The sequence below is a fragment of the Nonomuraea sp. NPDC003707 genome, from assembly GCF_053587055.1.
Window position 1 is genome coordinate 339,296 of the sequence record NZ_JBSFNK010000007.1, and the last position, 26,308, is coordinate 365,603.

Consider the following 26,308-nt stretch of genomic DNA (forward strand, 5'->3'; position numbering starts at 1 on the left):
GGTGAACCGTGGTGCGCCTGGTTCTCGATCAACCAATGCCCGAGTGGACCTGGTAATCCTCCTGGGCGTGGTGTAACCGTGGTCTGGTGGCTGGAACACCGGGTACAGCCCGTCGGCTGCTGGTCATCGAGGATGACCGCGAACTGGGGCGCATGCTCGTCGACCTGTTCACCGAGGAGGGGTACACGGTCGATCTGGCTCTGGAGGGGCAGCGCGGGCTGCATCTGGGGCTGAGCCGCTCGTACGACGTGCTGATCATCGATCGCGGCCTGCCGTCGCTCGACGGCATCGACCTCATGCGGCGGCTGCGACGGCAGGCGGTCACCACCCCCGTGCTGGTGCTGACCGCCTTCGGCTCGGTCGCCGACCGGGTCGCCGGGCTGGACGCGGGCGCGGAGGATTACCTGGTCAAGCCGTTCGAGATCGACGAGCTGCTGGCCAGGGTGCGGGCCCTGCACCGCAGGAACCTCGACCAGGCCACGCTGCTGCCGCTCGGCGCGGGCTGGCTGGACTCCGAGTCGCACATCGTCCGGCTGCCGAGCGGGGAGCAGATCGAGCTGTCGGGGCAGGAGTGCCGGCTGCTCAGCGCCCTGGCGGCGCGCCCGCGGCAGGTGCACACCCGCACGTCGCTCCGGCAGCGGGTCTTCGACGGCGCCAAGAAGGAATCGATCGTGGACACGTACGTCTACTACCTGCGCAACAAGCTGGGATCCGGGGTCGTGTACACCGTGCGGGGCGTGGGCTACCGCCTGGGTGAGTTATGAGCCCGCCGGGGCGGGGATCGGAGCTCGAGCGGCGGCTGCTGAAGCGGGCCCGCCGGCGCCTCACCGCGCAGGTGGCCGGCGCGATCTCCCTGGTCCTGGCCCTGGCCGGGGTGCTGGTCTACTGCGTCATGCTGCACCAGCAGGCCGACTCCGCCCGGCGCGACCTGACCGCCGCCGTGCAGCGCGCCCCCATCGCCCACCCTCCCCCCTGCGTCTGGCTCTACCTGCTGCGGCCCGACGGCACGGTGGAGAGCTCCCCGGGCGCGCCGCAGGCGCTTCCGGTACGCGCGCCCATGGACCAGGTCGCCGCCGGGCTGCCGCCCAGGGTCGAGGAGGTCCGGGTGGACGGGCACGCGTACCTCATCCGCACCCAGCGGCGCGGCGTCGACACCTTCCAGGCGGCGCTGGACCTGCGCTACCAGGAAGCCGAACGGCAGCGCCTGCTGCGCACGCTCGGCGGCGCGGAGATCGGCGGCCTGCTGGCCGCGCTGCTGGTGGGCCAGGTCATCTCCCGCCGCGCCATCGCGCCGCTCGGCGAGGCCCTGGCGCGCCAGCGCCGCTTCGCCGCCGACGTCAGCCACGAGCTGCGCAGCCCGCTGACCCGCCTGCACACCCGCGCCCAGCTCCTGTCCCGCCGGCTGCGGGGCGGCACGGACCCGATCCTGCTCATCGACGAGGTGGACCAGCTCGTGACCGGCACCAGGCAGCTGGGCGAGGTGGTCGAGGACCTGCTCCAGTCGGCCAGGTTCCAGCAGGCGCGCCGCCCGTTCGCGCCCGTCGACCTCGCGATGCTGGCCTCCGAGCTGGCCGTGGCCGAGGGCGCCCGCGCGGCGGCCAAGGGAGTGACGATCGAGGTCCGGTGCGAGGGGCCGGGCGATCACGTGGTGCGCGGCGTGGAGTCCGCGCTGCGCCGCGTGGTCTCGGCCCTGCTGGACAACGCGCTGGGCCACACGCGCGCGGGCGGCCACATCTGGGTGATCCTGTCCCGGGACCGCGACCTGGAACGGCTGACCGTGCGCGACGACGGGGTGGGCTTCGACCCGGCGCACACCGAACGCCTCTTCGCCCGGTTCGTGGGGGGCGGCTTCGGGCTGGGGCTGGCACTCGTACGGGAGGTGGTGGAGGGCCACCACGGCACCATCACCGCGGACGGCCGCCCGGGCGCCGGCGCCACCTTCACCGTCAGCCTGCCCGCCGGCCCGGCCGCCGCCCCGCCCCTGTGGGCGCCACCGGCCCGCGAGCCCGAACGCCGCCTCTGAGCGGACACCTGCTAGCGTGCGGCGACATGAGCGGGCGTGGAGTTCTTGTCACAGGTGCGTCGAGGGGTATCGGGCGGGCGGTCGCGGCGGCCTTCGCCGCGCAGGGCGACCGGGTCGCGATCCATCACCGGGACTCCGCGAAGGAGGCGCAGGACCTGCTGGCGGAGCTGCCCGGCCAGGGGCACACGATCGTGCGGGGCGACCTGGCCGATCCCGAGGCGGTGCGCGGCATGGTGGACGCGGCGGCCGATGCCCTGGGCGGCATCGACGTGCTGGTCAACAACGCCGCCACCTACTTCCACCACCCCCTGACGGAGCTGTCGTACGAGGAGTGGCAGAGCGCCTGGCGGCGCACGCTCGACATCAATCTGGTGGGGACGGCCAACGTCATCTGGTGCGCCGTCCAGCACATGCCCGCCGGCGGCCGCGTGATCAACGTCTCCTCGCGCGGCGCCTTCCGCGGCGAGCCGGACGGCCCCGCCTACGGGGCGAGCAAGGCGGGGCTGAACGCGCTGAGCCAGTCGCTGGCCATCTCGCTCGCCCCGCGCGGGATCGCGGTGGCGGCCGTGGCGCCCGGCTTCGTCGAGACGGACATGACGACCGAGTACCTCACGGGGCCCGGGGGAGACGCGATCCGGGCGCAGAGCCCGTTCGGGCGGGTGGCGCGGCCGGAGGAGATCGCGGCGGCCGTCGTCTACCTGGCCTCCCCGGCCGCCGAGTGGGCCAGCGGCGCCGTGCTCGACCTCAACGGCGCCTCCTACCTGCGCTGACCCCCTCGGCCGAGTAAAGCCAGGTCAGGACAGCCGCCGCTCCAGCAGGATCGCGCCGCGGCCGGGCAGCAGCGAGGCGCACCACTTGCGCAGGTCGGCCGGCTTCGGCCCGCTCACCTCGCCACCGTCCAGCAGGTCGGCCCAGTCGAGCAGCGACTCCGCCAGCATGAGCGGCACCCCCCGCCGCTCGTGCATCTCGGCCGCGGCCTCGAAGTGCTCGGCCGCCCGCTGCGGTGAGCCCGTCGCGATGCACAGGTGCGCCAGGTAGTGGTGCCCGCAGTGGTGGGCCACCGCGCCGTGGCCGAACGTCTGCCCGTCGGCGGCCAGCGAGCCGTACAGCTGCTCGGCCAGCTCCGCCCGCCCCAGGCGGGAGGCGGCCACGGCGAGGTTGTCCAGGGCGGGCCGGTGGGCCATGTTGCGGGGCGGCGTGGCGCCGCCGTCGGCCAGGATGCGGTCGAGCAGGGGCGCGGCCTCCTCGTCGGCCATCTCGCACAGATACCGCAGGATCGCGTGCACCGGGTCGACGCGCGGCGCCTGGGCGGCACGGCGATAGCGGTCGCGCAGCTCCCACAGCCGCCCCTGCAGCCGCCGGATCTCGGCGATCTGCGACGAGTAGATGGCCACGGCCTCCAGGCGGCGGCCGATCTCCGAGCCCAGCCGCAGAGCCGCCTGCGCCTCCGACTCGGCCTGCGCCAGGTCGCCCTGCATCAGCGTCAGGCCGGCCCTGGAGTAGCCGATCAGCCAGTTGAGGTGCGGCTGGGCCAGCCGGCGCGCCAGCTCGTCCGCCTCGCCGAGCAGCATCGCGGCCCTGGTCACGTCGCCGCCGTCGAGCACCGGGGGAGTGCGCTGCACGTACGCGTGGAACAGCGCCAGGTCGTCGCCCGTGCGGCGGGCCGCCTCCAGCATCTCGTCGCCGTCGCGGTGGCGCTGGTGCAGCGGGTCGGCGGGGATGATCGTCAGGCTGCGCTGTCCCAGCACGCTGGCGAGCGTGCGCGGATCGCCCGACTTGCGGGCCAGGGCCACGGCCTCGTCGCTCAGCGCGAAGCGCCGCTCGCCGTCGGGCGCCCAGATGAGTTCCGAGGCGAGCTGGGCCGCCAGCAGCGCCCGGGTGCTCAGGTCGGTGGAGTCGACCAGCCTGCGCGCCTCGGTCAGCAGCGCGATGCGCTGCTGGTCGGGCGCCGCCGAGATGGTGGAGAAGCCCCGGTCGCCGCCCAGCGCCGCGATCACGATCAGGTCGGAGCGCTCGCACTGCCTGGCCAGGTCGGCCGCCTGTACGAGGGTCTGCCTGGCGTCGGGGTCGCCGGCCAGCCACATGGCCCGGCCGCACTCGACCAGCAGCTCCGCGCGCCGCTCCAGCGTGGCGCCGGGGAAGTCCGCCAGCAGGTCGAGCACCCGCTGGTACCAGGTGACCGCCTCGCGGTGCGCCAGCCCGGCCAGCGCGTGCTGCGCCGCGTGCACGGCCGCGTCCGCCGCCGCGCTGACCCGGACCGGGTCGCGGCCGTGCCCGGCGGCGGCCAGCAGGTGGGTGGCCACGACGTACGGCCGGGTCTCCATGGCGCGCGGGTCGGTCCGGCACAGCGCGTCGGCGACCTTGCCGTGCAGCAGCCCCGCCCGCGGCGCGGACAGCTTGGCGTAGAGGGCGGTCCTGGTCAGCTCGTGGGAGAACCGGCAGGACCCGCCATCCGACATGGTCACCAGGCCGGCGCCCATGGCCTCCTCCACCGCGGCCACGAACCGGGCCTCGTCGAGCCCCAGCCCCGCCCGCAGCTCGGCCGACTCCATGCGCTCGCCGACGGCCAGCAGGTTGACGAGGTCTCTGGCGTCCGGGTGGAGCTGCGACAGCCGGGCCATGACCATCCGCGTCACCGAGTCGGGCACGGTCAGCCCGTCGAGCTCCTTGCCCGCGGCCAGCTCCCTGACCACCTCGCTGACCAGGAACGCGTTGCCGCCGGTGATCCGGTGCAGCAGCTCGGAGTCACCGCCGCCGCGCACCTCCGCCAGCGCGTGGGAGACCTCGTCCAGCCCGAAGGAGGGCACCTCGATCGTGCGGCTGTCGGCCGTCAGCTTGTGCAGCTCCGGCAGGGCCGACCCGGCCGGCGAGCCGACAGGCAGGGGCCGCGAGGTGGCCAGGACCAGCAGCGGCAGCGCCTCGGCGTCCCACATGAGGGCGTTGAGCATCTGCAGCGACTCCAGCGTCGCCCACTGCAGGTCGTCGATCACCAGCAGCACCGGCCGCACGGTGGTCAGGCGCTCGATCAGCGTGCGGGCCGCCGCCATCAGCTGGTAGCGCTCGGACACGGGCTCGGTGGCCGGCGGCACCTCCAGCGACAGCGGGGGAGCGGCCAGCGAGGGCGCCAGGCGGACGAGCTGGCCGCACTGCTGGTCGACCCCGGCGCGCAGCAGCAGCGCGGGCGAGGTGCGGGCCAGCCGCTCCACCGCCCCGGCGATCGGCTCGTACGCCCGCCGCGCCGGATCCGTGCACCGCCCGGCCAGCACCGTGAACTGCCGCTTGAGCGCCCGCCGGGCCACCTCCGAGGCCAGCCGGGTCTTGCCGACCCCCGAGTCGCCCTGGAGGATCACCAGCCCGCTGCCGAACTCGGCCGCCGCCAGCTCCCCGTCGAGCGTCCGCAACTGCTCGTCCCGGCCGACGAACGGCAGCACGTGACCGTCCTCCAGCCAGGGGGCCAGCCCGGCGACCTGGTGGTGGTCGGCGCTCTGCCAGTGCAGCTCGTACGTGTGCAGCGGCTCGCGCAGCCCCTTGCCCGGCAGCCGCCCCAGGTCCTTGAACTCGTGCCGGCTGCGCCCCTGCGCCAGCCGCCGCACCAGGTCGGTGCAGAGCACCTGGCCGCCCTCCGCGATGGCGACCAGCCGGGCCGCCTCGACGGTCGGCAGCCCGCTGACGTCGTCGTGACCCCAGCACACGTCGCCGGCGGCGAGCGCGGCCCTGATGGAGATCTTGTCCGGGGCGCGCTCGTTCTCGTCGGCCACCGCCTGCTGCACCGCGATGACCGCGTCGAGCCCGGCCGTGGCCGAGTCGAAGACGGCCATCAGCCCGTCGCCCAGGCTCTTGGTGAACGTCGAGCCGCTGGCCGTCACCACCGAGCGCAGCAGCTGGTAGAGGCGGCGGAAGACCACGTTGGCGCGTTCCTCGCCCAGCCTGATGCGCATGGCGGTGGAGCTGACCACGTCGGTGAACAGGATGGTCGCCGTGGTCAGCGTGCCGGGCGGGTGGGGAGCGGTCATGTGGGCCGCTCCTTCAGTCTCCGCGCGGGCGCGCGCACCTTCCGGCGGACCGTGCGGCGGAGCTCGCGCGTCTTCACGGCGGAGCGCGACTGCTTGATCCGCCAGGCGCCGGCCAGGTCCCCGGGGATCCGGAAGGCCGCCTGCCCGTCGGAGTGGCGGTCGATCAGGGCGACCACGATCTGCCGCCCGAGCCTGCGCACCAGCCAGCGGACGACGCCGTCCACCGGCCCGGCCAGCGCCGCGTGCCGGTTCGCCGCCTGGCCGGCCGCGAACAGCGCGGTGAACCACCACGCGGGCTTGGGCACGCCCAGCAGCTCGGGCACCCGGTCGGCGCCGTACTTGGCGTCGCGGAAGACCCAGTGCACCAGGCTGCGCGGCAGCTTGCGCCACCCCAGGTGCATGAACTCCTCCATCTCCTCCAGCAGCCTGGCCATCAGCCGGCGGCCCTCGTCGCTGGACTCGTACAGGCGGCCCAGGCGCTCGCTGACCGGCTCGACGTCCTCGAGCGTGAGAGGCCGGTCACGGCAGGCCTCCACGCCCATGAGATGGCCGAACACGCTCCACGTGTAGAGGTGGGCCGCACGCTGCTCCGCGGAGAGCGTCACGCCCATACTCTCCAGAGCCTCCCATGTCACCACAGAGAAGTCGAAGATGGTGGCCAGCAGGAGCTCCTGGTTGACCGGGGGGCCGAACCGCGCGGTGTCCCAGTGGTCGGCGAAACGCTCGTTGACCAGGGCACGGACGAAGGAGTGCAGGATCCGCAGGCCGAGCGCCGTGGTGTGCCCGGGGCGGCCGGGCTCCAGGCTGTTGGTGGCCTTCAGGCCCATCACGTCGACCAGCATCTGCCCGGTCTCGGCCACCCGGCGGGTGAGGCTGTGCGTGGCCAGCCGGGACACGTTGGCCAGCACCTTCGCGCTGGACACCTCCACGTACGCCATGGGCAGGCACTTGCAGAAGAGCGCGGCCGACTGGTAGAGCCCGTAGTCGGCGAAGACGGCCTGCCCCCTGGCCAGCAGTTCGCGGTCGTCGCCCCAGTCGGGCAGCTCCGCGGCGAAGTCGATGGCCGCGAAGATCGCGGAGGCGGGCGGCTCGCCCGACGGCGCCCTGGCCTCCCGCTTGGCCGCCGCCAGCTCCTGGATCACCGCCTTCACCAGCTCCAGGGGCCCGCTTCCCGCAGGCTGGGCGTCCAGGTACTCGGCCACGACCTTGTCGATGTCCGGGTCCGCCTGCTGTCGCAGCTGGCGGAATCTCTCTTCAGGCCAGCGTTCGTGATCGTTCATCTACCCCGTACTCCAGATTTCGGTCAGAGGCCGCCCCGTTTCCGCAGGGCGGCGACGTCCAGCAGCGTGATCGCCCGGCCTTTGACGGCGATGAGGTTTCTCGCCACGAGGGACTGCAGCGCCCGGTTGACCGCCGGCCGCGACGCGCCGATGAGCGCGGCGAGGTCGGACTGGGTCAACCCGGGCAGGTCCACCACCCCGTCGTCGTGGCCGTGCTTGTCGGCCAGTTGCAGCAGCAGCTTGGCCAGCCGCCCGCCCAGGTCGAGGAAGGCCAGGTCGGCCGCCTGGTCGGTGAGCCTGCGCACCATGTGGCCGAGCATGCGCAGGAACTCGTCGGCCAGCCCCGGATGCTCCCGCATCAGCTCCAGGAGCCGTGCCCTGGGCAGCGCGAACACCCAGGCGGGACGGACCGTCACGATCGACGCCGAGCGCGGTGAGTTGTCCAGCAGCGCCAGCTCGCCGAAGGTGTCGCCGCGGCTCAGCATGTTGAGCACGATCTCGTCGCCGTGCTCGGTCGTGAACACCACCTTCACCAGGCCGTCCAGCACCACGTAGAGGGACTCTCCCGGATCCCCCTGGTGGATGATGATCTGGCCGGCCCGGTAACGCCTCGCCATCCCGGCCCGCGCCGTGCTCTCGATGCCGCTCTCTCCGAGTACGCGGAACAGCGGGATCTCCGCCAGCACGGAGGCCACCGGCTGGACATCGCTCGGGAACCCGCTCATGCAAGAACTTTAAGCCGCATCCCACGCACGAACAGCCGACGGTCCTGGATGTCCCGATTGTGATGAGGAACACATCGTGACTGTCACGCGCGAGACAGCCCCTGGCGATCACTCGGCGCACCGTTGGGATGCCGGGCGGTAATGGCGACCCCCCGAGTGCCCGGCCCGGCAGGGAGATCGACATGTACCTGGACACCATCGAAAGACCCGATACCGCCACCCTCGTCTCGGCCGCCCAGGACGGCGACGCCATGGCGTGGGAGCGGCTGATCGAAGAGTTCAGCCCCATGCTCAAGGCCCGCGTCCGCCGGTTCAGGCTCAGCCACGAGGACGCCCAGGACGTGCTCCAGACGACCTGGCTGCTGGCCTGGCAGAACCTCAGGAGCGTGGAGGACGGCCAGCGCATGGCGGGCTGGCTGGCCACCATCGCCTTCCGCGAGTGCCTGAAGCTCACCAAGCGGACGAAGGAGATCTGCACCCCTGACCTCGACACGCTGGGCAGCACGGACGACGTGGACAGGGAGCTGGCCAGGATCTGGCTGGCCGGCACGCTCGACGAGCTCGTCGAGGAGCTGCCGGCAGCGCAGCGGGTCCTGTTCAGAGCGCTCACGGAAACCTCCGAGCCGCACTACGTGGACGTGGCGCGCAGGCTGGGCAGGCCGGTCGGGAGCATCGGGCCCACCCGAGCCCGCACGTTCGCGAAGCTCCGCGGGCTCCTGCAAGCCCGCGAGATCACCAGGGACTTCCTCGACTGACTCACTTCGCCGACGGGTCGAGCTGGATCGCCTCCAGGAACGGCTCGAAGTCGAAGTGCGCCATCTCGAACGCGTCCGGGTCGCTCTCCGCCGGATACTCGTAGACCTTGCGCCCGCCCCGGGCGAGCATCATGTTGACGGCCTGCGGCACCAGCCCGTGCTCCATCTCCCGGGCGAGGCCGTCGGCGACGTCCTTGGCGAAGGGCAGGTCGTAGAGCGCGCCCACGTGCTGGTAGACGCGGAAGTAGCTGACGATGAAGCGCATGCGGTCGCGGTAGGACACCCAGTCGGCCACCCCGGCCGTGGACGCCTCCTGGTCGGCCGTGATGAACTCCTCGGCCAGCTTGCGGACCTTCTCGTTCTGGATCGGCGCCCAGACCTGCTCCATGTCCACGCCCTCCGGCGCGGTCAGCGCCCGGCCCACCTTGATGTCGCTGAGCGGCGTCTGCACGGCGAACAGGTGGCGGGTGTAGAGCGAGGACCACTTCCCCTCCAGCCAGCGCGTCAGCCACGGCTGGTCCTCGTGCCGCGCGGCGTACAGGCGGAACCTCGGGAAGCGGCGCCGGGTCACCAGCGAGCGCAGCGACCGCCACGACACCCGCGTCAGCCACCGGACCGGCCGGTAGAGCACCAGCTCGAGGGCCTTCTGCGCGCGGGCCTGCTCGTAGGCGGACAGCGCCACGCAGGCGCCGAACATCAGCTCGGCGCGCGCCTCGGGGTCGGCGGTCTGCTTGGCCTCGACCAGGAGCTGCGCGGCGTCCTTCAGGTAGCGGGGGTCGGCCTCGGCCAGCAGGTCCGTCAGGAACGCCGGCGGGCTCGGCGTCAGATCCGACTCCGGGCTGACCCTGAGGAAACGGTCGGGCGAATCGTTCCACAGGTTGACCGCGAGGCTGGCGGTCTCCAGGAAGATGGCCCGGTTGGCGAGCGCGAGCCCGAGCTGGTAGCTGGGCCCGAGCAGGGTGAGCAGGACCGCCCTGAACACCCTCCTGAACCGGTGGGGCACCCGCATCTTGCGACCGAAGTCCAGGATGAACGGGGAGTCGGGGCTGAGGTCGAGGCTCTCTCCGACGGCCTTGGAGGTCCAGGTGGCGTAGCAGTACCAGTTGTTCGCGTCCTTGCCCAGGTGCTGGGCGAGGTCCCCGGCGACGCGGTGGTAGCTGTAGGCGATGACCATCGCTTCGAGTGCCGGGCTCCGGTCCTTGTAAGCGGCGATGCGCAGCACGTCGTCCGCGGTCATCGGAGTGTCGGACATGGGGTCTCCCGTTAGTTCGCCTCGAGGAGATAAGAGCGTCTCCAGCGGCGTCAGATACGTCAGGCGGCCGGTCTTTCCCCCGTGGCCGCCAGCCAGGAGCGTAGGGCGCGTGACTTACGGCGGGCTTGCAGGACGCCGGTCGGCCGCATCAAGGCCCCCGGCGGCAGGAAGCGCAGCCGGAAGCGGCGTCCGGCGCAGGTGAGGTCGACGCGCAGGGGCCGCCAGCTCGCCCGGATGTCGGCGCGGGCCAGGGTGAAGACCGTCTCCTCGTTCGTCACGTAGGACAGCAGGCGGTCGGTGGCGATCAGCGCGCCCATCGCCACGGGACCAGGCCGGCCTTGATCCCACCACACGGGGTTGAGCACCAGAGACATGGCGGCTCCGTCCACGGCCGCCCCGGGCGGACCGCCCGGGACGGCGGCCCTCATTCCTTGACCACAATCTTGCTGATCACCACGAACCCGCCGAGCGCCCCCGCGGTGCCGGCGGCGGTCGTGGTGGTGAGGTTGACCACCAGGTCATACGTGCCGGGGGAGAGCTGACCCCGCATCGGGACGGAAGCGGTGTATCTGCCCGAGCCAGGCGTGAAGGTCAGTTCGACAGGGGGTGAGGGGTGCCTGGTCTCACCGCCGCCCAGCAGGTCGGCGATGATCTCCAAGTTCCAGCGGCCCGCCAGCCAGTCGATGAGCTCGCCGGCGACCTCCCAGCTCACGTCCACGGTCCAGCCCTCGTTACGGTGCACGACGTTCGTGGGTTGCGCGCCGGGATCGACAACCTGGCCGTGGAGAACGCCGGCGAGTTGCTCGGCCGGTACTTTCATCACCTGGAATTCTCCGGTTGCCATTCCGTTCTCCTTTCCGGTGGGAACGTCGTCCCCGTGTGAAGGAGCAGAGCGGCAGCCGAGGCGGCGAAATACCTGTCCGTTCTGTCAATAAATGCCGGGCATTGGTCAGACTCCGGCGATCATGATCAGGTCGCCGGGGCCCGCCGTGACGACGCTCTCACCGTTGAGGGACACGCGCGCCGCGACCGCGGACGACAGGTAGCCGTTGACGCCCTTCACCACCAGATCGCCCAGCCCGCCGCCGGTCAGCCGCAGCACGGCCGCGCCGCCGTCCGCGGCGGCGATCTCGACGGTCCCGTACGGCGTCCGCACCCCGATCGGGCCCCGGTTGCCGGCCTGGACGAGCACGATCAGGTAGTGGACGTCCCGGTCCGGATGGCTGCGCAGGAAGGCGTCGGCGGCGCCGTACAAGACGAGGGAGCCGTCTTCGCCCGCGTCCACGTCCGGGGGCGGCGCCGACGGCGTGAGCAGGGCGCACGGCGCGAGGTTCTCGTCCAGCGCGGGGGCGGGCCCGTCCACCAGCACCCGGCCGCCGGCGGCGGCGTAGTCGGCGAGCAGCCGCTGCACGCTCCGGTGCATGAACGGGCCGCCTGGCACGGTCACGGACCGGTACGCGCCCAGCTCCCCGGCCGTCGTGTCCTCCAGGTCGACCAGCGCGTAGTCCAGGCCGCGCTCGCGCATCCGCTCGTGGAAGGCCCGCAGCGCCCGTCCGCAACCCGGTCCGCCGGCACCCGAAAGTGCCGCGATCCCGGCGTACGGCAGGTAGAGGCCGAACGCGTCGCGCGCCGTGCCCGCGCACTCCAGGAACTCCGCCCCGTGCGCGGCGAAGAAGTCCGCCAGCGCCCGCACCACCGGAGCCTTGCCGGTGGGCGAGCCGTCGGCGTCGATCGGCGCGCAGTCCGGGTACGGCCCTTCGTGCGCCGCGTCGAGCTCCGGCGCCCAGCCCGAGGTGGAGACCCCGGTGTAGACGTTGAACCCGGTCGCGCCCGCCGCCATGGCCAGCAGCGACTGGTGGAAGCTGGTCGCGCCGTCGATGTAGGCGGGGTCGTAGAGGCGGGAGAAGCCCCAGTTCTCCTCCAGGTTCGGGCCGGGGGCGAGCTTGGCGGCGATCACGTAGCGGGCCTGGGCGTCGCGGTCGGCCGACACCACGCCCATCCAGTTGGTGAAGCCGTACGAGATGCCGCCCCACAGCCGCGGCCTGACCCTGGCCAGCCAGTCGTCCAGCTCGGGGACGGTCGGCGGGTTCAGGTTCACGAAGACGGGCAGGCCGGAGCCGACGGCCTGGGCCCAGACGCGGTAGACCTCGGCCAGGTACTCGGCGTGGAAGCGGCCCCAGTCGGCCCGCGCGAGCAGCCCGCCGGCCCTGGGCGGGGGCTCGACCTCGGCCCAGTCCGCGTGCGCCGTCGCGTGCGCCGCGTTGTACGCCTCCGGCGTCCCGTACCAGGACCGCAGCCGGTCCCGGTAGAACGCCAGCCCCGACGGGCTGTAGTCGTAGGCGGTCAGCGGCAGCGCCCCGCTGGTGTAGATGCCCTCGTTCGCGATCTGCAGCGCGATCACCGGAGCCGCGCCGGCCAGCACCTCCTTGCCCACGGCCGACAGCCACTGCGTGGCCCTGGTCAGGAACGCGGCGCCGAGCGGCGCGGGCAGCGGCCGGGAGACGGAGCCGTCCGACCAGCGGGACGGTTTCCCCTCGGCGTCGAGCAGCGGCTCGATCGACGGGTCGGCGTCCGGGTCGACCCAGTCGGGCAGCCCGCCGTAGCCCACCTCGGCATGGATGAACGGGCCCGGCTTGGCGATCACCCGCAGCCCCAGCTCCGCGCAGAGCGCGAGGAAGCCGACGACGTCCCTGGCCGGGTGGGTGGCCCCGGTGAAGTCGGGGGCCAGGCCCGGCTCCGGCTGGTGGTGCCGCCAGGGCAGGTAGCAGGTGACCACCTCGATCCCGAGCTCGTCCCGCACGGCCCGCAGCCGGTCGGCCCAGACGGCCGGGTCGTCGCGGTAGTAGGGGTAGTCGGCGGTGACCAGCACCCGGCCGTCGATGAGCACTCTCTTCCTCCTCAGGCTTTGAGACCGGTGAACGCGATGCCCTGCAGGATGCGGCGCTGGAAGACGATCAGCACGGCGATCACCGGCAGGACGGCGAGCGTGGCGCCGGCCATGATGTAGTACGCCCGCCCGCCGTCGGGGCTGGCGACGAGCTGCTGCAACGCCAGCGGCAGCGTGTACAGCTCGGGGTCGTTGGTGACGACCAGCGGCCAGACCAGGTCGTTCCAGTGGAACAGGAAGCTGGTGATGGTCACGACCGCCAGCACCGGCTTCGACAGCGGCAGCACGATCCGCCAGAAGATCTGCATGCGGCCCGCGCCGTCGATGAGCGCGGCCTCCTCAAGCTCGGCCGGGATCGACAGGAAGAACTGCCGCAGCAGGAAGATGTCCAGGACGGAGGCGATGTTCGGGACGATGAGCCCCCATCCGGAGTCGAACATGCCGAGCGCCTGCGTGACGTGGATGCGCGGCACCAGCAGCGTGATCGCGGGCACCATCATGCCGCCCAGCATGATCACGAACAGCCGGTCGCGGCCCGGGAACGGGATCCGCGCGAACGCGTACGCGGCCAGCGCGTCCACCAGCAGCTTGGCCGGCACCAGGATCGCGCACACCCAGACGCTGTTGACGAACGCGTTCCCGAGCCCGCCGACGTCCAGCACGTAGTCGTAGTTGTCCAGCGTCGCCGCCCACTCGCCGGTCTTCTTGTCGAGCGGCAGCAGGTTGGGCACCTTGCTGTAGATGTCCTGCCCGTGCTTGACCGAGGTGGCCAGCATCCACAGGAACGGCACCACCGACACGGCCGCCAGCAGCACCAGCGCCACGTAAAAGGGGGCCTTCCTCATGCCGCCTCCTGCTTGACGAACCTGAACTGCAGCGCGGTCACGATCATGATGAAGACGAGCAGGATGAACGACATCGCGCAGGCCGCCCCCATGGCGTCGTAGCGGAAGGCGAACAGGTAGAGGTGGAGCACGTACGTCAGGCCCGACTGCTCGGGGCCGCCGGTGACGCTGCGCCCGTTGCCGGAGAAGATCACGTACACCAGGCCGAACACCTGCAGCGCCGCGATCACCCCCGTCACCAGCAGGTAGAACGTGGTGGGCCGGAGCATCGGGAAGGTCACCCGCCAGAACCGCTGCCAGGGGCCGGCCCCGTCGATGACCGCGGCCTCCGTGATCGCGCCGGGGATGCCCTTCAGGCCGGCCAGATAGATGATCATCGAGATGCCGCACTGCCAGGCCGCGATGAACGCCAGCGCCGGGATGACCAGCTCGGGGGTGTTGAGCCAGTTCTGCCCCGGGATGCCGAACAGGCCGAGCACGGCGTTGATCAGGCCGTACTGGGGGTCGTAGAGCCAGCGCCAGATCGCGCCGACCGCCGCCTCGGCCGTGACGACCGGCAGGAACAGCAGCAGCCTGAACAGGTTCGCCCCGCGCCGGATCGCGTTCAGCAGCAGCGCCTGCGCCAGCGCGGAGACCAGGGTCAGCGGGACGGCGATGAGCGTGTACTGCAGCGTGACGCCGACCGACTTCCAGAAGTGCGGGAATTTCACGTCGTCGAAGAGCAGGTCGGCGTAGTTCGCCAGGCCGACCCAGGCGGCGTCGGAGCGCAGGTTCCAGTCCGTGAAGCTGTAGTAGAGCGCCGACAGTGCCGGATAAAGCAGGAATATCAGGAAATAGGCGAGCGCGGGGGTGACCAGGAGCCAGCCGATGAGCCGGTCGCGGCGGCGGGCCGACGGCCGCCGCCGCGATCTGGTCGCCACCTGCGCTTCCGCCAGTGCGGGTGCCGCCACGTCAGCCGTTCCAGCCGAGCAGGGAACGCGTCTTGCCCGCCGCCTCGGTCAGGGCCTGCTGCGCGGTGACCTTGCCGGTCAGCGCCGACTCGATCGCCGGGGCGATGATCTCGTCGTTGACCTGGATCCACTGCGGCACCGCGGGCCGGGCGTGCGCCACCTTGAGCTGCTCGAGGAAGGCCGCCTGCTCGGGGCCGCCCGCGACCACCTGCGCCTTGAGGTTCACGGGGAAGCCGCCGAACGCGTCCGCGACCGCGCCGTTGTTGGTCTCGTTCGCCAGGAAGGCCAGCCACTTCCACGCCAGGTCGGCGTTCTTGCTGGAGGAGAAGACGACGGAGTCCTCGCCGCCGATGTTGCCGGCCGGCTCGGTCTTGTACGGCAGCGGCGCCACGCCGAAGTCGAGGTCGGGGAACTGCTCGTGGATCGTCGGCACGTCCCAGGGTCCGGAGATCGTCATGGCGGCCAGGCCGTTCTCGAAGGGTTTGTCCGAGTCGGTGATCTGGCGCGGCGACGACTTCACCAGGTCCACCCAGAGCTGCAGCGCCTCCACCGCGGGCGGCTGGTCGAACAGCACCTTCTTGCCCGCGTCGTCCACCATCTGGCCGCCCGCGCCGTGCACGACGCCGGGGAGGATCCAGGCGCCGTACCCGTCGCCCTTGGGGACGTTCATGCCGGCCACCTTGGCGTCGGCGGCGTGCACCCGGGCGGCCGTCTGCTTCAGCTCGTCCCAGGTCTTGGGCGGGGTCGGGACCAGCTTCTTGTTGTAGAAGAGCGCGACCGTGGTCTGGTCCTGCGGGAGGCCGTAGAGCTTGCCGTTCGCGCGGTTGGTGTCGAGCGCGCCCTTGTAGAAGCCGGCCTCGTCGATCAGGCCGGCGGGGGTCTCCTTGATCGTGCCGTCCAGGGCGTACTTGGAGACCAGGGGCTGGTCGAGTATGCCCGCGTCCGGCGCGCTCTTGCTGGCCACGGCGCTGCCGAGCTTGGTGTTGTAGTCGTCCTTGGGGATCTTGACGAGCTTCACCGTGACGCCGGGGTTGGCCTTCTCGAAGTCCTTGCGGACCTTCTCGATGACCTGTCCGGCCTGCGGGGTGCGGTCCTGGTACATCCAGAACGTCAGCGTCTTGTCCGCGCTGCCGCTGCCGCCGCCGCTGCCGCAGGCGGCCAGCCCGGTCGCGAGCGCCGCCGCGAGTGCCATCGCGATGGGGCCTCGCACGAGTCCTCGGCTCATAGTCATCTCCTCATCGGGGGGATGGCCAGACCATAATCTAAGCCTTGAAAAAAGTCAGGAGCAGACCGGAAACGCTTCGGTAACAGCGGGTTCATAGCGATTTCGGCTGGTGAACTACCATGGCGAGGCGATCGCGGGAGAGGCGGGGACGAGGATGGGCACGTCAGGGCGCAGGACCGTACGGGATCTTCGCAGGGGGAACCGGGCGATGCTCCTGCGCGCGCTCTACTTCGGCGGCCCGGCCACCCGCAACGATCTGTCGGCCGCGACCGGGCTGAGCCCGGCCACGGTCAGCACCATGACCGGCGACCTGCTCTCCGAGAACGTCGTCGTCGAGGCCGGCCAGGTCGACTCCGACGGCGGCCGGCCCCGCGTGGTGCTCAGGGTCAACCCCGCCTACGGGTACGCCGTCGGCGTGGACGTGGGGGAGACGCAGGTCAGCGTCGAGCTGTTCGACCTGGAGATGACCAAGCTCGCCAGGGCCCACTACGCGGTCCGCTCGGCCCGGCACGACCCCGAACTGGTCGCCCGGCACATCCTGGCCGGCGTCGACACGGTGATCGCCGAGAGCGAGGTGCCGGCCGAACGGGTGCTCGGCGTCGGCGTCGGCGTGCCCGGCATCGTCGAGCCGGGGCCGGACGCGCTGGTGCGGGCCAAGACGTTCGGCTGGGAGGCGGTGCCATTGGGAGCGCTCCTACGCGCGGGCACGGCGCTGCCGCTGTTCGTCGACAACGGCGCCAAGACCATGGGGCAGGCCGAGCTCTGGTTCGGGTCGGGGAAGGGCACCCGTGACGCGATCATCGTGCTGATGGGCTCGGGCGTCGGGGGCACGGTCGTGACCGACGGGCAGATCTACCGGGGCGCGGGCAAGGCCGCCGGCGAGGTCGGGCACCTGAAGCTGGTCGCGGGCGGGCGGGCCTGCCGGTGCGGGGCGCGTGGCTGCCTGGAGGCGTACCTGGGGGCCGAGGCGATCCTCGACCGCGGGGGCGTCGTGGCCGACTCCGCCGACGAGGAGGCCGCGCTGGCCCGGCTGCTCGACGAGGGCTCCCCGGTCATCGCCGAGAGCGTCGAACTGCTGGGCGTGGGCCTGTCGAGCCTGGTCCACCTGTTCAACCCCGAGCGCATCGTCATCGGCGGCTGGGCGGGGCTCATGCTGGGCGGGCGGATGCTGGCGGAGATCAGGGCGGCGACCGCGGTCAACACGCAGGCCCAGCCGTTCCAGCCGGAGACGATCGTGCTGGGCCGGCTCGGCCCCGACGCCGTGGCGCTGGGCGCGGCGACGCTGGTGCTGGAGCCGTTCTTCCAGGGGGCGGCGTTCCAAGGGGCCGTCAGCACCATCGCCTAGGGCTTCGATCAAGCCCTGATGTGCACCATGTCGGGGGTGAGTCCGTCGATCCCGCCGGCGCCGAGCAGCTGAAGGGTGCGTACGAGCTCCGCGCGCAGCAGGTCCAGCGCCCGCCGCACCCCGGCCTCGCCGCCCGCCATCAGGCCGTACAGGTAGGCCCGGCCGATGAAGCAGGCCCGCGCGCCGAGCGCGACCGCGGCGGCGACGTCGGCCCCGTTGCGGACGCCTCCGTCCAGGAACACCTCCGTGCGATCGCCCACGGCGGCCACGACCTGGGGCAGCAGCTCCAGCGGCGTGGCGGCGCGGTCGAGCTGCCGCCCGCCGTGGTTGGACACCACCAGGCCGTCCACCCCGAGGGCGGTCAGGTCCTTGGCGTCGTCCACCCGCTGCACGCCCTTGACCAGCAGCCGTCCCTGCCACGCCGAGCGGATCCACTCCAGGTCGTCCATGGTCACCGAGGGGTCGAACATCAGGTTCGTGAGCCCGGGCAGGTCGTCGGGGGCGCCCTCGATGGTGGCGAACCTCAGCGGCTCGCTGGTGAGGAAGTCGAACCACCACGCCGGGTGCCGCAGCGCCTGCAGCGCGCTGCGCCAGCGCAGGGACGGCGGGACCGTCAGGCCGTGCCGCACGTCGCGCAGCCGCGCCCCCGCCACCGGCACGTCGACGGTCACGACCAGCACGTCCATGCCCGCCTCGCGGGCCAGGGCGAGCGTCTCCAGGTTGCGCGCGCGGTCGCGGACCACGTACAGCTGGAACCAGTTCCACCCGCCGGGCGCGGCGGCGGCCACATCGGCGGCCGTCGTGGTGCCCATGGTGGACAGCGTGTAGGGGACGCCCGCGCGCTCGGCCGCCCTGGCCACGGCCCGCTCGCCCTCACGGTGCATCATCCGGGTGAACCCGGTGGGGCCGAGCACGACCGGCATCGCGACCCGCCTGCCCAGGATCTCGACCGCGGTCGGGGCCCGCGACACGTCGCGCAGGACCCGCGGGCTGAACTCCACCCGCCGGAACGCCTCCACCGCCCTGGCCATCGACAGCTCGCCCTCGGCCGCGCCGTCCACGTAGTCGAACACCATGTGCGGGGCGCGTTTCCTGGCGAGCAGCCGGAGATCGGCGATGTCGGCGGCGTCGGCCACCCGGCGCGCCCTGGACAGCCGCGGGCGGCCGGGCACGACGGCCCGCAGCTCCCGCCACCGGGGCAGGCGCCGGGGTTCCTTCGCGTTCCCGTCGATGTCTTGGACGTTACCAAAAGGTACGGTGACAGCGTGATCGACGACTCGACGGCTCCCGCGGAGGGCCCGGCGGCTCCCACCGGGGACTCGGCGGCCTCTGGGCGGGACCGGGCGGTGCCGGAGGGGGACCCGGCGGCGCTGGGACTGGACTGGGCGGTGCTCGTGGGGGACTCGCCCGCGTCCCTCGCCACGGGGGCCGAGCTGATCGCCCGCTGGTCCGAGCCGCACCGCCGCTACCACACCCTCGACCACCTGGCCGCCGTGCTCGCCGGGATCGCCCAGCTCGCGGCCACGGCGGACGACCTGCCCGCCGTGCGCCTGGCCGCCTGGTTCCACGACGCCGTCTACGACGGGCGGCCGGGCCTGGACGAGGAGCGCAGCGCCCAGCTCGCGCAGTCCAGGCTGCCCAGGTGCGGGGTGCCCGCCGCACGGGTCGCCGAAGTGATCAGGCTGGTACGCCTCACCGCCGCCCACGACACGCTGGCCGACGGGGACCGCGACGGCGCCGTCCTGTGCGACGCCGACCTGGCCGTGCTCGGGCTGCCCGGATACGACGACTACGCGGGGCGGATCCGGCAGGAGTACGCCCACGTGCCCGACGACCTGTTCAGAGCGGGACGGGCCGAGGTGCTGCGCCGCCTGCTGGCCGTACCGCGCCTCTACCGGACCGAACGCGCCCGCGAGCTGTGGGAGGAGCGGGCACGGTCGAACATGACACGCGAGCTGGCCTCGCTCACGCCGGGCCACGACGCGTCGTAGCAGGGGCCCGACCGGCGGCGCTTGGGGCACTGGCGACGGGTCGTCGTGGGATTCGTATCAGCGGAGTTTGCGGCTGTTGACGGGCGCCGGGTCAGCGGCGCTTGCGGCGGCGCAGGCCGGACTCGATCAGCCGCAGGAGCAGCTCGCGCGACGTGACTGCCTCGGCCCCCAGCTCCACCGCCCGGGCGTGCACGGTCTCCGGCACGTCGTAGTGATCCCGGTCGAAGGCCCGCTCCGGCACCCCCAGCCGCGAGGCGAAGTCGTGCAACTCCTCCAGCGAGCGGTCGCTGACCAGATGCGACCACATCAGGCCGCGCGGCCCGGGCCAGTTGGGCGGGTCGATGAGAACGGTCACGCCGTCAAGGGTAGAGCCGCTCCCCCCGACCCGCGCTCACGCCGTCGGGACGGGATCCCCAGGCCCGGGGCGGGATCACCTGGCCTGGGTCACGCCATCGTGGGCGGGACCCGGCCGCGGACCGCCAGCTCGCCCAGGTCGGACACCACGACCTCGGCCCCCGCCGCGCGCAGCTCCGCCGCCTCGGCCCCGTCCCTGGCGACCGCGACGACCAGCCCGAACCCGCCCTTCTCGCCCGCCTCCACCCCGGGCAGCGCCGCGTCCACCACCGCGGCTCTGACGGCGGGCAGCGCCAGCCGGCGCGCCGCCTCCAGGAAGAGGGCGGGGTCGGGCTTGCCGGGCAGGTTCATCAGGGCCGCGTCGTTGCCGTCCACCACCAGGTCGAACAGGTGCAGCACACCGGCCGACGTGACCAGCTTGCGACCGTGCAGGCTGGCGGAGACGGCCGCCGTACGCGCGCCCCGCTGCCGCAGCTCGTGCAGGAGCGAGACCGTGGACGGGAACGCGGCCACCCCGTACTTCTCCACCTGGGCCATGAAGATCTGGTCCTTGGCCAGGCCGAGCCCGTGCACGGTGGCCGCGCCGGGCTCGTCGTCGGGCGAACCCTCGGGCACCGTGATGCCGCGTGCCTCGAGGAAGGTGCGGATGCCGTCGAGTCGCGGGCGGCCGTCCACGTAACGCAGATAGTCGTCCCGGATGTCGAACGGTGTCGAGTGGCCGCGCAGAAACGCGTCGAAGACGTGCTTCCAGGCGGCCGCGTGCCCCCGAGCAGTGTCGGTGACCACGCCGTCGGTGTCGAACAGGACGGCGCTGATCGTGGTCAGATCGATGACAGGCTCGTTCACATTGCGAACGTAACCGCTCTACCAGGCGACGGGTAGCTCTTTGACGCCGTACACGATGGCGAGTTCCCTGAACGGCACCTCGCCCGCGAGGTGCAGCCCCGGGAAGCGGCGCAGCAGCGCGGGGAAGGCGATGCGCATCTCCATCTGCGCCAGCGGCGCGCCGATGCAGCGGTGGATGCCGTGGCCGAACGCCATGTGCGAGCCCGCCGTCTCCCTGCCGGGCCGCACGTGGTCCATGTCCTCGCCCAGGGCGGGGTCGCGGTTGGCGCCGGTGAGCGAGCAGAGCACCATCTCGCCCTTCTTGATCTGTACGCCGTGGAGCTCCAGATCGTCGCGGGCGAACCGGGGGAAGGCCACCTGCACGACCGTCATGTAGCGCAGCAGCTCTTCGACGACGTCGTTGATGTAGCCGTCGACCTCGCGGACCTTGGCGGCCTCCTCGGGGTTCCGCAACAGCCACAGGGTGCCCAGGGCGAGCATGCTGGTGCTGGTGTCGTGCCCGCCGGTCAGCAGCCCGTCGGCCATGCTGGCGAGCGTACGGTCGTCGAGCTCGTCACCGTGCTCGCGCAGCAGCTGGCCGAGCAGCCCCTCGCCGGGGTTCTGCCGCTCCCGGGCGACCAGGTCGGTCAGATAGGCCATGGCGTCGTTGATCGCCTGCAGCGACGCCTCCGGCCCGGCCGTGAAGTCGAACCGGTCCTTGCTGATCTTCACGAAGTCGGCGCGTTCCTCGTACGGGACGCCCAGCAGCTCGCACACCACCAGCGACGGGATCGGCAGCGCGAACTCCTCCACCAGGTCCACGGGGGAGCCCTTGGCCTCGATGCGGTCCAGGTGCTCCTCGACCATCGCCTCGATGCGCGGCTCCAGCCTGCGCAGGCGGTGCATGGTGAACTCGGGCGTCAGGTACTTGCGCAGCCGCGTGTGCTCGGGCGGGTCGCGGAACCCCAGGCCGCCCGGGTCCTCCTGGTTGGAGCCCAGGCCGATCACCCCGGCGAAGTCGTTGCTGAAGCGTTCGTGGTCGCTCAGGACGCCGCGTACGTCCTCCCAGCGGGTGACGAGGTAGACGGTCTGGCTGCCGGGGATCTCCATGGGGAAGACCGGATGCTCGGCCCGGATCCGTCCGAGCTCGCCCACGGGGTCGAAGCCTTCGCGCATGAACTGGACGAGGGGGAACTCATTGTCTGACATCGATATCCGTCCTGCTGGGATACATCACGCCATCTTGGGATAAATCCCTCCATAGATGGTCCCACCCGGGACGGCGGATGTTGCCCTCCGAAAGGACGAATTTCCCCTCCCCCTCGCGGCCCCCACCGCCTCCCTCACAGGACCGTCCTACGCATCCTGACCAGCCAGAACCCCGGTCACCTCACCGGGCGGCGGCTCGGTCCGGTCGCGGGCGTACAGGAGCTGCTCGGGCAACGGGGCCTCCGCCGACAACGCCGGCGGAGCGGGCTTGGGCTTGCGCGGCTCACGCACTCCACCCTCGCCACCCTCCGACGGGTCGTCGAACGGGAAATCCCTCTCGCCGGGCCAGTGCGGCTCGCCGGGCCCGTATCCGGGCATCCAGGCGGGTGCGCCGCTGGGAAGAGCGCGGCGTCTGCGTGATCGCTTGCTCACAATCCCCTCCTCGCGGCCCATTGTGCGCCCACCCCCGCCCTGCGGCCACCCCCACTCCACGCCTCTAACCCCAACGTCACCCCCGCTGGGAACGCCCCCGCTCGAAACGCCGCTTCCGCTCCGCACGCCGCTCCGGTCCGGTGCGCCACTTGCGCCGTTGCGCGCCTTTCAACGCCGTGCGCCGAGCGCCGTCCCGCTCCGGCCCGCATGCCGCTCGCCCGTGCGCGCCCTCGGTCCCCTCACGCCGCGTGCGTTCCGGGGCGCTTGGGCGGGGTGTAGTTACGCTCCGCGTGTTGTGGCGCCGTTGGACCGCGCCATCCGGAGGGAAACCCGCCGGGGCGACACGCCCGGCCGGGTGTGGGGGAAGTTGTCGGAACTGCAGTGAAACAGGGGCAAAATGGGGCGGCAGATGGCGTTTGGCGTACAAGATGGCGACATTCTGCGATGATCTCGTCGCATAGAGCCGGAGTTTGAGCCCCCACGGATAGTGACAGATGCCGACATTTGAGGAAATAGCAGCCTTCGTCACCGAGAAGCCGCTCGCCACCGCCGTCATCGCGTTGCTGAGCCTGGCCGGGCTGGCGCTGGCGTTCCTGGTGCTGAGGATCGCCTGGCGGGCCACCGCCTGGCTGGTCTCCCGGTACGTCGCCGCCCGTCCCATCGAGGACGTGCTGACCATCGTCGCCGCCTCCATCGCCACCGGCGTGTCCGCGCAGGGCATGTGGCGCTTCTCCGGCGACGTGCTCGGCCTGGACGGGCCGCTGCGGCTGCTGCTGTTCGCGTTCATCGAGGTCGCGATCATCACGAGCGCGGTGCGGGCCCGCCGCAACATGCGCGAGAACTTCTCCGCCGGCATCGACGGCATCGCCGTGTGGGCGCTGACCTGCCTGACCGCCGTACTGTCCAGCATGGACGCGCGCAGCCTGCCCGAGGCGGTGTTCAGGCTCGCCGCGCCGCTGGTCGCCGCCTGGCTCTGGGAGCGCGGCATGGCCATCGAGCGGCACCGCATCCGTGGCACCGGCCGCATCAACTGGCGTCTGACGCCCGAGCGACTGCTGGTCCGGGTCGGGCTGGCCGAGGTCAGCGACCGTACGGCGAGCGAGGTCGACGCCCACCGCCGGCTGACCAGGGTCGCGCTGGCCGCCAAGCGGGCCAAGGCGCTGCGCGACAACGGGGCCTCCGAGCGCAAGATGCGCGTGGCGCTGGCCAAGCTCGACAAGGCCATGGACCAGGCCGTCGAGCACACCGGCCTGGCGGTGAACCAGGCCCGCCAGGAGGCGCTGCTGGCCCAGATCGCCGCCCTCTACAACACCACCGCCCTCATCGACGCCGCCCCCCGCGTGCCGTGGGAGCCCGAGCCCGAGCAGCAGCCGGTGCCCGCCCGCCCGGCGCTGCCGCCCGCGCTGGCCGAGCTCGTCGAGGAGGAGGACGAGGACATCGAGGTGCTCGACACCACCCCGCAGGTCGTCGACACCGCCCAGCGGGCCGCGCTGATGCGCCAGGCCCGCGCGTTCTGGGACCGCCAGATCGCCAAGGGCATCGTGCCGCGTTCGGTGGACATCGCCCAGGAGATCGGCATCTCGCTGGCCACGGCGCGCGAGTATCGTGCCCTGTGGAAGCTCGAGCCGCGGGCGCACGCCCTCATAGAGGCGCTGTTCCAGCAGCACGGCATCGTCGACACGGGTGCCTTCCCCGCCATCGCGGACGACGGGCGGGTGCTGACCACCAAGTTGTAGGGGGAGCACGTTTGCGGGAGCGCACGCTCGAGCGCGTCAGGAAACTCCTGGCCAAGGCCGAACGCACCGACAACGAGCACGAGCGGGCGACGTTCATGGCGGCCGCGTCGGCGTTGATGGCCAAGCACGGCATCGACTCGCTCCCCCCGGCGGGCACCCGGCAGACGCCCGGCGACCGGGTCGTCTCCCTGCCCAACCCCTGGGCCAGGGAGAAGGCCCGGCTGGTCAGTCTGGTCGCGCAGGCCGTGCGCTGCCGCCCCCTGCTCATCGGGCGGGGCGAGGGTGGGCAGCGGGTGCACGTGTTCGGGTTCGCGGCCGATCTGGAGCGGGCCGACCTGCTGGCCACGTCGTTGCTGCTGCAGATGGCGAGCGGGCTGGCGCGGGTGCGGGTGCCCGACGGCGTGACCGCCGTGCGGGCGTACCGGCGGTCGTGGCTGCTGGGGTTCACGGACGAGGTGTACCGGCTGCTGTGCGTGGCCGAGGCACAGGCGGAGCAGGCCAGTACGGGCGCCGCGCTCGTCCTGGCCGACCGCCGGGCCGAGGTGGAACGGGCGGTGTCCGCCCACTATCCGGACATCCGGGTGAGCGTGCCCAGGACGAGCGGCACGGGCTACCGGGACGGGGTGGCCGCCGGCCGCCGCGCCGACCTCGGCCGTACCGGAATGACCACCGACACCGCCCCCGAGCTGGCCACCGGCCGCTGATCCCGCCCGCCCGCCTGGAGGCCGGATCGCCCGGAGGCCGGGCCGCCTGGAGGCCGGGCCGCCCGTCCGGACGCCCGCGCGGTCAGCCGAGGGCGTCGGAGACCAGGGAGCGGGCCTCCTCCTGCACCTTGGCCAGGTGGTCGGGGCCGCGGAAGGACTCGGCGTAGATCTTGTAGACGTCCTCCGTCCCCGACGGCCGGGCCGCGAACCAGGCGCTCTCCGTCGAGACCTTCACCCCGCCGAGCTCGGCCCCGTTGCCGGGCGCCGTGGTCTGGACGGCGGTGATCGGCTCGCCCGCCAGCGACGACGCCTTCACCTGCGCGGCCGAGAGCTTCGCGAGCACCGCCTTCTCCTCGCGCGTGGCGGGGGCGTCGACCCGGGCGTACGCGGGCTCCCCGAACCGCTCGACCAGCCCCCGGTAGTGCGCGCTCGGCGACTTGCCGGTGACGGCCTGGATCTCGGAGGCCAGCAGCGCCAGGATGATCCCGTCCTTGTCCGTGGACCAGACGGACCCGTCGCGCCGCAGGAACGACGCTCCCGCGCTCTCCTCGCCCCCGAACCCCAGCGACCCGTCCAGCAGGCCTGGGACGAACCACTTGAACCCGACCGGCACCTCGTACAGCCGCCGCCCCATGGACTCCACGACGCGGTCGATGATCCCGCTGCTGACCATCGTCTTGCCCACCCCGGCGGCCGCGGGCCAGCCGTCGCGGTGCGTGTAGAGGTAGGAGACGGCGACGGCGAGGTAGTGGTTGGGGTTGAGCAGGCCGCCGTCGGGGGTGACGACGCCGTGCCGGTCTGCGTCGGCATCGTTTCCGGTGGAAATGTCGTACTTATCGCGATTGGCGATGAGAGAGGCCATCGCGTACGGCGACGAGCAGTCCATCCGGATCTTCCCGTCCCAGTCCAGCGTCATGAACCGCCACGTCGGATCCACCAGCGGATTGACCACGGTCAGGTCGAGCCGGTGCCGCTCCGCGATCTCCCCCCAGTACGCCACGCTCGCCCCGCCCAGCGGATCGGCCCCTATGCGCACCCCGGCCGCCCGGATCGCGTCCAGGTCCACGACGGACGGCAGGTCGTCCATGTACATCCCGAGGAAGTCGTAACGCCCCGCCGCCTCCAGAGCCTTCGTGTACGAGACCCGCAGCACGCTCTCCAGCCCGGCGGCCAGCAGCCGGTTGGCGCGGTCCTGGATCCACGTGGTCGCGTCGGTGTCGGCGGGACCCCCGTGCGGCGGGTTGTACTTGAACCCGCCGTCGCCCGGCGGGTTGTGCGACGGCGTGATCACGATGCCGTCGGCCAGTCCGGTGGTGCGGCCGTGGTTGTGCCGCAGGATGGCGTGCGAGACGGACGGGGTCGGCGTGTAGCCGTCGCGGGAGTCGATCAGCACCTGGACCCCGTTGGCGACCAGGACCTCCAGCGCGGACACCCGCGCGGGCTCCGACAGCGCGTGCGTGTCGACGCCGAGGAACAGCGGCCCGTCGGTGCCCTGCATCCGCCGGTATTCGCAGATGGCCTGCGTGGTGGCCAGGATGTGGTCCTCGTTGAACGCCGTCCTCAGCGACGACCCCCGGTGCCCAGACGTGCCGAACGCCACCCGCTGCCCCGGGTCGCCGGGATCGGGATGCAGCGCGTAATAGGAGGTCACGAGCCTGTCGACGGCCACGAGGTCGGCGGGCTGGGCTGGCTGTCCTGCGCGTTCGTGCGTCATGTAGGCCACTTTACAAATCCGCCTCCGGCCGGAGGATGGGCGC

24 protein-coding genes are annotated in these 26,308 nt (G+C 72.2%); 8 read left to right on the plus strand and 16 right to left on the minus strand.

The window, feature by feature from the left end:
- The first annotated feature begins 86 nt into the window (after positions 1-86).
- From ACWDRB_RS21175 to ACWDRB_RS21185, 3 genes are read left to right on the plus strand one after another with little or no spacing between them, the layout of a single operon-like run.
- Entirely contained in the window at positions 87-764 is a 678-nt protein-coding gene (locus tag ACWDRB_RS21175) for a response regulator transcription factor (protein ID WP_363972179.1), read from the plus strand.
- Positions 761-2,023, plus strand: a complete 1,263-nt coding sequence (locus ACWDRB_RS21180) for a sensor histidine kinase (protein WP_449896112.1) — start codon at positions 761-763, stop codon at positions 2,021-2,023. Before ACWDRB_RS21175 ends, ACWDRB_RS21180 begins: the two co-directional genes overlap by 4 nt.
- A gap of 26 nt (positions 2,024-2,049) precedes the next feature.
- Entirely contained in the window at positions 2,050-2,793 is a 744-nt protein-coding gene (locus ACWDRB_RS21185) for an SDR family NAD(P)-dependent oxidoreductase (protein WP_449896114.1), read from the plus strand.
- 24 nt (positions 2,794-2,817) lie between these two features.
- On the opposite strand, the gene ACWDRB_RS21190 is transcribed toward ACWDRB_RS21185, so the two are convergent.
- Genes ACWDRB_RS21190 through ACWDRB_RS21200 form a run of 3 tightly spaced genes read right to left on the minus strand, consistent with a single transcriptional unit; the run spans position 2,818 to position 8,041 of the window.
- On the minus strand, positions 2,818-6,036 hold the full coding sequence (locus ACWDRB_RS21190) for an ATP-binding protein (protein ID WP_449896116.1): 3,219 nt from the start codon (positions 6,034-6,036) through the stop codon (positions 2,818-2,820).
- Positions 6,033-7,316 (minus strand): oxygenase MpaB family protein, encoded by a 1,284-nt coding sequence (locus ACWDRB_RS21195; protein WP_449896118.1) that lies wholly within the window; start codon positions 7,314-7,316, stop codon positions 6,033-6,035. Before ACWDRB_RS21195 ends, ACWDRB_RS21190 begins: the two co-directional genes overlap by 4 nt.
- A 23-nt stretch (positions 7,317-7,339) precedes the next feature.
- Positions 7,340-8,041 (minus strand): Crp/Fnr family transcriptional regulator, encoded by a 702-nt coding sequence (locus ACWDRB_RS21200; RefSeq protein ID WP_350727134.1) that lies wholly within the window; start codon positions 8,039-8,041, stop codon positions 7,340-7,342.
- A gap of 182 nt (positions 8,042-8,223) precedes the next feature.
- On the opposite strand from ACWDRB_RS21200, the gene ACWDRB_RS21205 reads away from it, so the two are divergent.
- Complete coding sequence (locus ACWDRB_RS21205; protein ID WP_350727135.1) at positions 8,224-8,796, plus strand: RNA polymerase sigma factor; 573 nt, start codon at positions 8,224-8,226, stop codon at positions 8,794-8,796.
- Position 8,797: 1 nt separating this feature from the next.
- Here the strand turns inward: ACWDRB_RS21205 and ACWDRB_RS21210 are convergent, their stop codons facing one another.
- From ACWDRB_RS21210 to ACWDRB_RS21240, 7 genes are all read right to left on the minus strand, one after another.
- Positions 8,798-10,048 carry a hypothetical protein gene (locus ACWDRB_RS21210; RefSeq protein ID WP_449896121.1) on the minus strand — a complete coding sequence of 417 codons (1,251 nt, stop codon included), beginning with the start codon at positions 10,046-10,048 and terminating at the stop codon, positions 8,798-8,800.
- 59 nt (positions 10,049-10,107) lie between these two features.
- Positions 10,108-10,422, minus strand: a complete 315-nt coding sequence (locus ACWDRB_RS21215; protein WP_363972168.1) for a hypothetical protein — start codon at positions 10,420-10,422, stop codon at positions 10,108-10,110.
- A gap of 50 nt (positions 10,423-10,472) precedes the next feature.
- On the minus strand, positions 10,473-10,892 hold the full coding sequence (locus ACWDRB_RS21220; protein ID WP_192785862.1) for a hypothetical protein: 420 nt from the start codon (positions 10,890-10,892) through the stop codon (positions 10,473-10,475).
- 105 nt (positions 10,893-10,997) lie between these two features.
- The gene (locus tag ACWDRB_RS21225; protein ID WP_449896124.1) at positions 10,998-12,935 is read right to left on the minus strand and encodes a beta-galactosidase; all 1,938 of its coding nucleotides are present in this window, start codon (positions 12,933-12,935) and stop codon (positions 10,998-11,000) included.
- A gap of 11 nt (positions 12,936-12,946) precedes the next feature.
- Positions 12,947-13,780 carry a carbohydrate ABC transporter permease gene (locus tag ACWDRB_RS21230; protein ID WP_350727139.1) on the minus strand — a complete coding sequence of 278 codons (834 nt, stop codon included), beginning with the start codon at positions 13,778-13,780 and terminating at the stop codon, positions 12,947-12,949.
- Positions 13,777-14,700 carry a carbohydrate ABC transporter permease gene (locus ACWDRB_RS21235; RefSeq protein ID WP_363972164.1) on the minus strand — a complete coding sequence of 308 codons (924 nt, stop codon included), beginning with the start codon at positions 14,698-14,700 and terminating at the stop codon, positions 13,777-13,779. Before ACWDRB_RS21235 ends, ACWDRB_RS21230 begins: the two co-directional genes overlap by 4 nt.
- A gap of 31 nt (positions 14,701-14,731) precedes the next feature.
- A complete protein-coding gene (locus tag ACWDRB_RS21240; protein WP_449896126.1) occupies positions 14,732-15,955 on the minus strand; it encodes an ABC transporter substrate-binding protein in 1,224 nt (407 codons plus the stop codon).
- 109 nt (positions 15,956-16,064) lie between these two features.
- Here ACWDRB_RS21240 and ACWDRB_RS21245 point away from each other — a divergent pair, with 109 nt between their 5' ends.
- A complete protein-coding gene (locus ACWDRB_RS21245; protein ID WP_449896128.1) occupies positions 16,065-17,300 on the plus strand; it encodes an ROK family protein in 1,236 nt (411 codons plus the stop codon).
- Between the two features lie 8 nt (positions 17,301-17,308).
- Here ACWDRB_RS21245 and ACWDRB_RS21250 read toward each other — a convergent pair whose 3' ends face one another.
- Complete coding sequence (locus ACWDRB_RS21250) at positions 17,309-18,472, minus strand: alpha-hydroxy acid oxidase (protein ID WP_363972158.1); 1,164 nt, start codon at positions 18,470-18,472, stop codon at positions 17,309-17,311.
- Between the two features lie 93 nt (positions 18,473-18,565).
- Between ACWDRB_RS21250 and ACWDRB_RS21255 the strand changes: the two genes are divergently transcribed.
- Entirely contained in the window at positions 18,566-19,291 is a 726-nt protein-coding gene (locus ACWDRB_RS21255) for an HD domain-containing protein (protein ID WP_449896130.1), read from the plus strand.
- A gap of 91 nt (positions 19,292-19,382) precedes the next feature.
- Here ACWDRB_RS21255 and ACWDRB_RS21260 read toward each other — a convergent pair whose 3' ends face one another.
- The 4 genes from ACWDRB_RS21260 to ACWDRB_RS21275 all read right to left on the minus strand — a co-directional run bounded on the left by ACWDRB_RS21260 (position 19,383) and on the right by ACWDRB_RS21275 (position 22,111).
- Entirely contained in the window at positions 19,383-19,646 is a 264-nt protein-coding gene (locus tag ACWDRB_RS21260; RefSeq protein ID WP_350727145.1) for a DUF4031 domain-containing protein, read from the minus strand.
- Positions 19,647-19,735: 89 nt separating this feature from the next.
- The gene (locus tag ACWDRB_RS21265; protein ID WP_350727146.1) at positions 19,736-20,491 is read right to left on the minus strand and encodes an HAD family hydrolase; all 756 of its coding nucleotides are present in this window, start codon (positions 20,489-20,491) and stop codon (positions 19,736-19,738) included.
- Positions 20,492-20,509: 18 nt separating this feature from the next.
- Positions 20,510-21,679 (minus strand): cytochrome P450, encoded by a 1,170-nt coding sequence (locus ACWDRB_RS21270; protein ID WP_449896134.1) that lies wholly within the window; start codon positions 21,677-21,679, stop codon positions 20,510-20,512.
- A 147-nt stretch (positions 21,680-21,826) separates the two neighbouring features.
- A complete protein-coding gene (locus ACWDRB_RS21275; protein ID WP_364257377.1) occupies positions 21,827-22,111 on the minus strand; it encodes a hypothetical protein in 285 nt (94 codons plus the stop codon).
- Positions 22,112-22,605: 494 nt separating this feature from the next.
- Here ACWDRB_RS21275 and ACWDRB_RS21280 point away from each other — a divergent pair, with 494 nt between their 5' ends.
- Positions 22,606-23,847, plus strand: coding sequence for a hypothetical protein (locus tag ACWDRB_RS21280; RefSeq protein WP_449896136.1), 1,242 nt, complete (start codon positions 22,606-22,608; stop codon positions 23,845-23,847).
- An 11-nt stretch (positions 23,848-23,858) separates the two neighbouring features.
- Positions 23,859-24,551, plus strand: coding sequence for a DUF2786 domain-containing protein (locus tag ACWDRB_RS21285; protein WP_449896138.1), 693 nt, complete (start codon positions 23,859-23,861; stop codon positions 24,549-24,551).
- Between the two features lie 82 nt (positions 24,552-24,633).
- On the opposite strand, the gene pgm is transcribed toward ACWDRB_RS21285, so the two are convergent.
- Positions 24,634-26,265 (minus strand): phosphoglucomutase (alpha-D-glucose-1,6-bisphosphate-dependent), encoded by a 1,632-nt coding sequence (gene pgm / locus ACWDRB_RS21290; protein WP_449896140.1) that lies wholly within the window; start codon positions 26,263-26,265, stop codon positions 24,634-24,636.
- Between the last annotated feature and the right edge of the window lie 43 nt (positions 26,266-26,308).

Bases quoted from the DNA above. Each gene is read 5' to 3' on its own strand.
- ACWDRB_RS21180 (WP_449896112.1), top strand. From the start codon at position 761: ATGAGCCCGCCGGGGCGGGGATCGGAGCTCGAGCGGCGGCTGCTGAAG.
- ACWDRB_RS21185 (WP_449896114.1), top strand. From the start codon at position 2,050: ATGAGCGGGCGTGGAGTTCTTGTCACAGGTGCGTCGAGGGGTATCGGG.
- ACWDRB_RS21190 (WP_449896116.1), bottom strand. From the start codon at position 6,036: ATGACCGCTCCCCACCCGCCCGGCACGCTGACCACGGCGACCATCCTG.
- ACWDRB_RS21195 (WP_449896118.1), bottom strand. From the start codon at position 7,316: ATGAACGATCACGAACGCTGGCCTGAAGAGAGATTCCGCCAGCTGCGA.
- ACWDRB_RS21200 (WP_350727134.1), bottom strand. From the start codon at position 8,041: ATGAGCGGGTTCCCGAGCGATGTCCAGCCGGTGGCCTCCGTGCTGGCG.
- ACWDRB_RS21205 (WP_350727135.1), top strand. From the start codon at position 8,224: ATGTACCTGGACACCATCGAAAGACCCGATACCGCCACCCTCGTCTCG.
- ACWDRB_RS21210 (WP_449896121.1), bottom strand. From the start codon at position 10,048: ATGTCCGACACTCCGATGACCGCGGACGACGTGCTGCGCATCGCCGCT.
- ACWDRB_RS21215 (WP_363972168.1), bottom strand. From the start codon at position 10,422: ATGTCTCTGGTGCTCAACCCCGTGTGGTGGGATCAAGGCCGGCCTGGT.
- ACWDRB_RS21220 (WP_192785862.1), bottom strand. From the start codon at position 10,892: ATGGCAACCGGAGAATTCCAGGTGATGAAAGTACCGGCCGAGCAACTC.
- ACWDRB_RS21230 (WP_350727139.1), bottom strand. From the start codon at position 13,780: ATGAGGAAGGCCCCCTTTTACGTGGCGCTGGTGCTGCTGGCGGCCGTG.
- ACWDRB_RS21240 (WP_449896126.1), bottom strand. From the start codon at position 15,955: ATGAGCCGAGGACTCGTGCGAGGCCCCATCGCGATGGCACTCGCGGCG.
- ACWDRB_RS21270 (WP_449896134.1), bottom strand. From the start codon at position 21,679: ATGTCAGACAATGAGTTCCCCCTCGTCCAGTTCATGCGCGAAGGCTTC.
- ACWDRB_RS21280 (WP_449896136.1), top strand. From the start codon at position 22,606: ATGCCGACATTTGAGGAAATAGCAGCCTTCGTCACCGAGAAGCCGCTC.
- pgm (WP_449896140.1), bottom strand. From the start codon at position 26,265: ATGACGCACGAACGCGCAGGACAGCCAGCCCAGCCCGCCGACCTCGTG.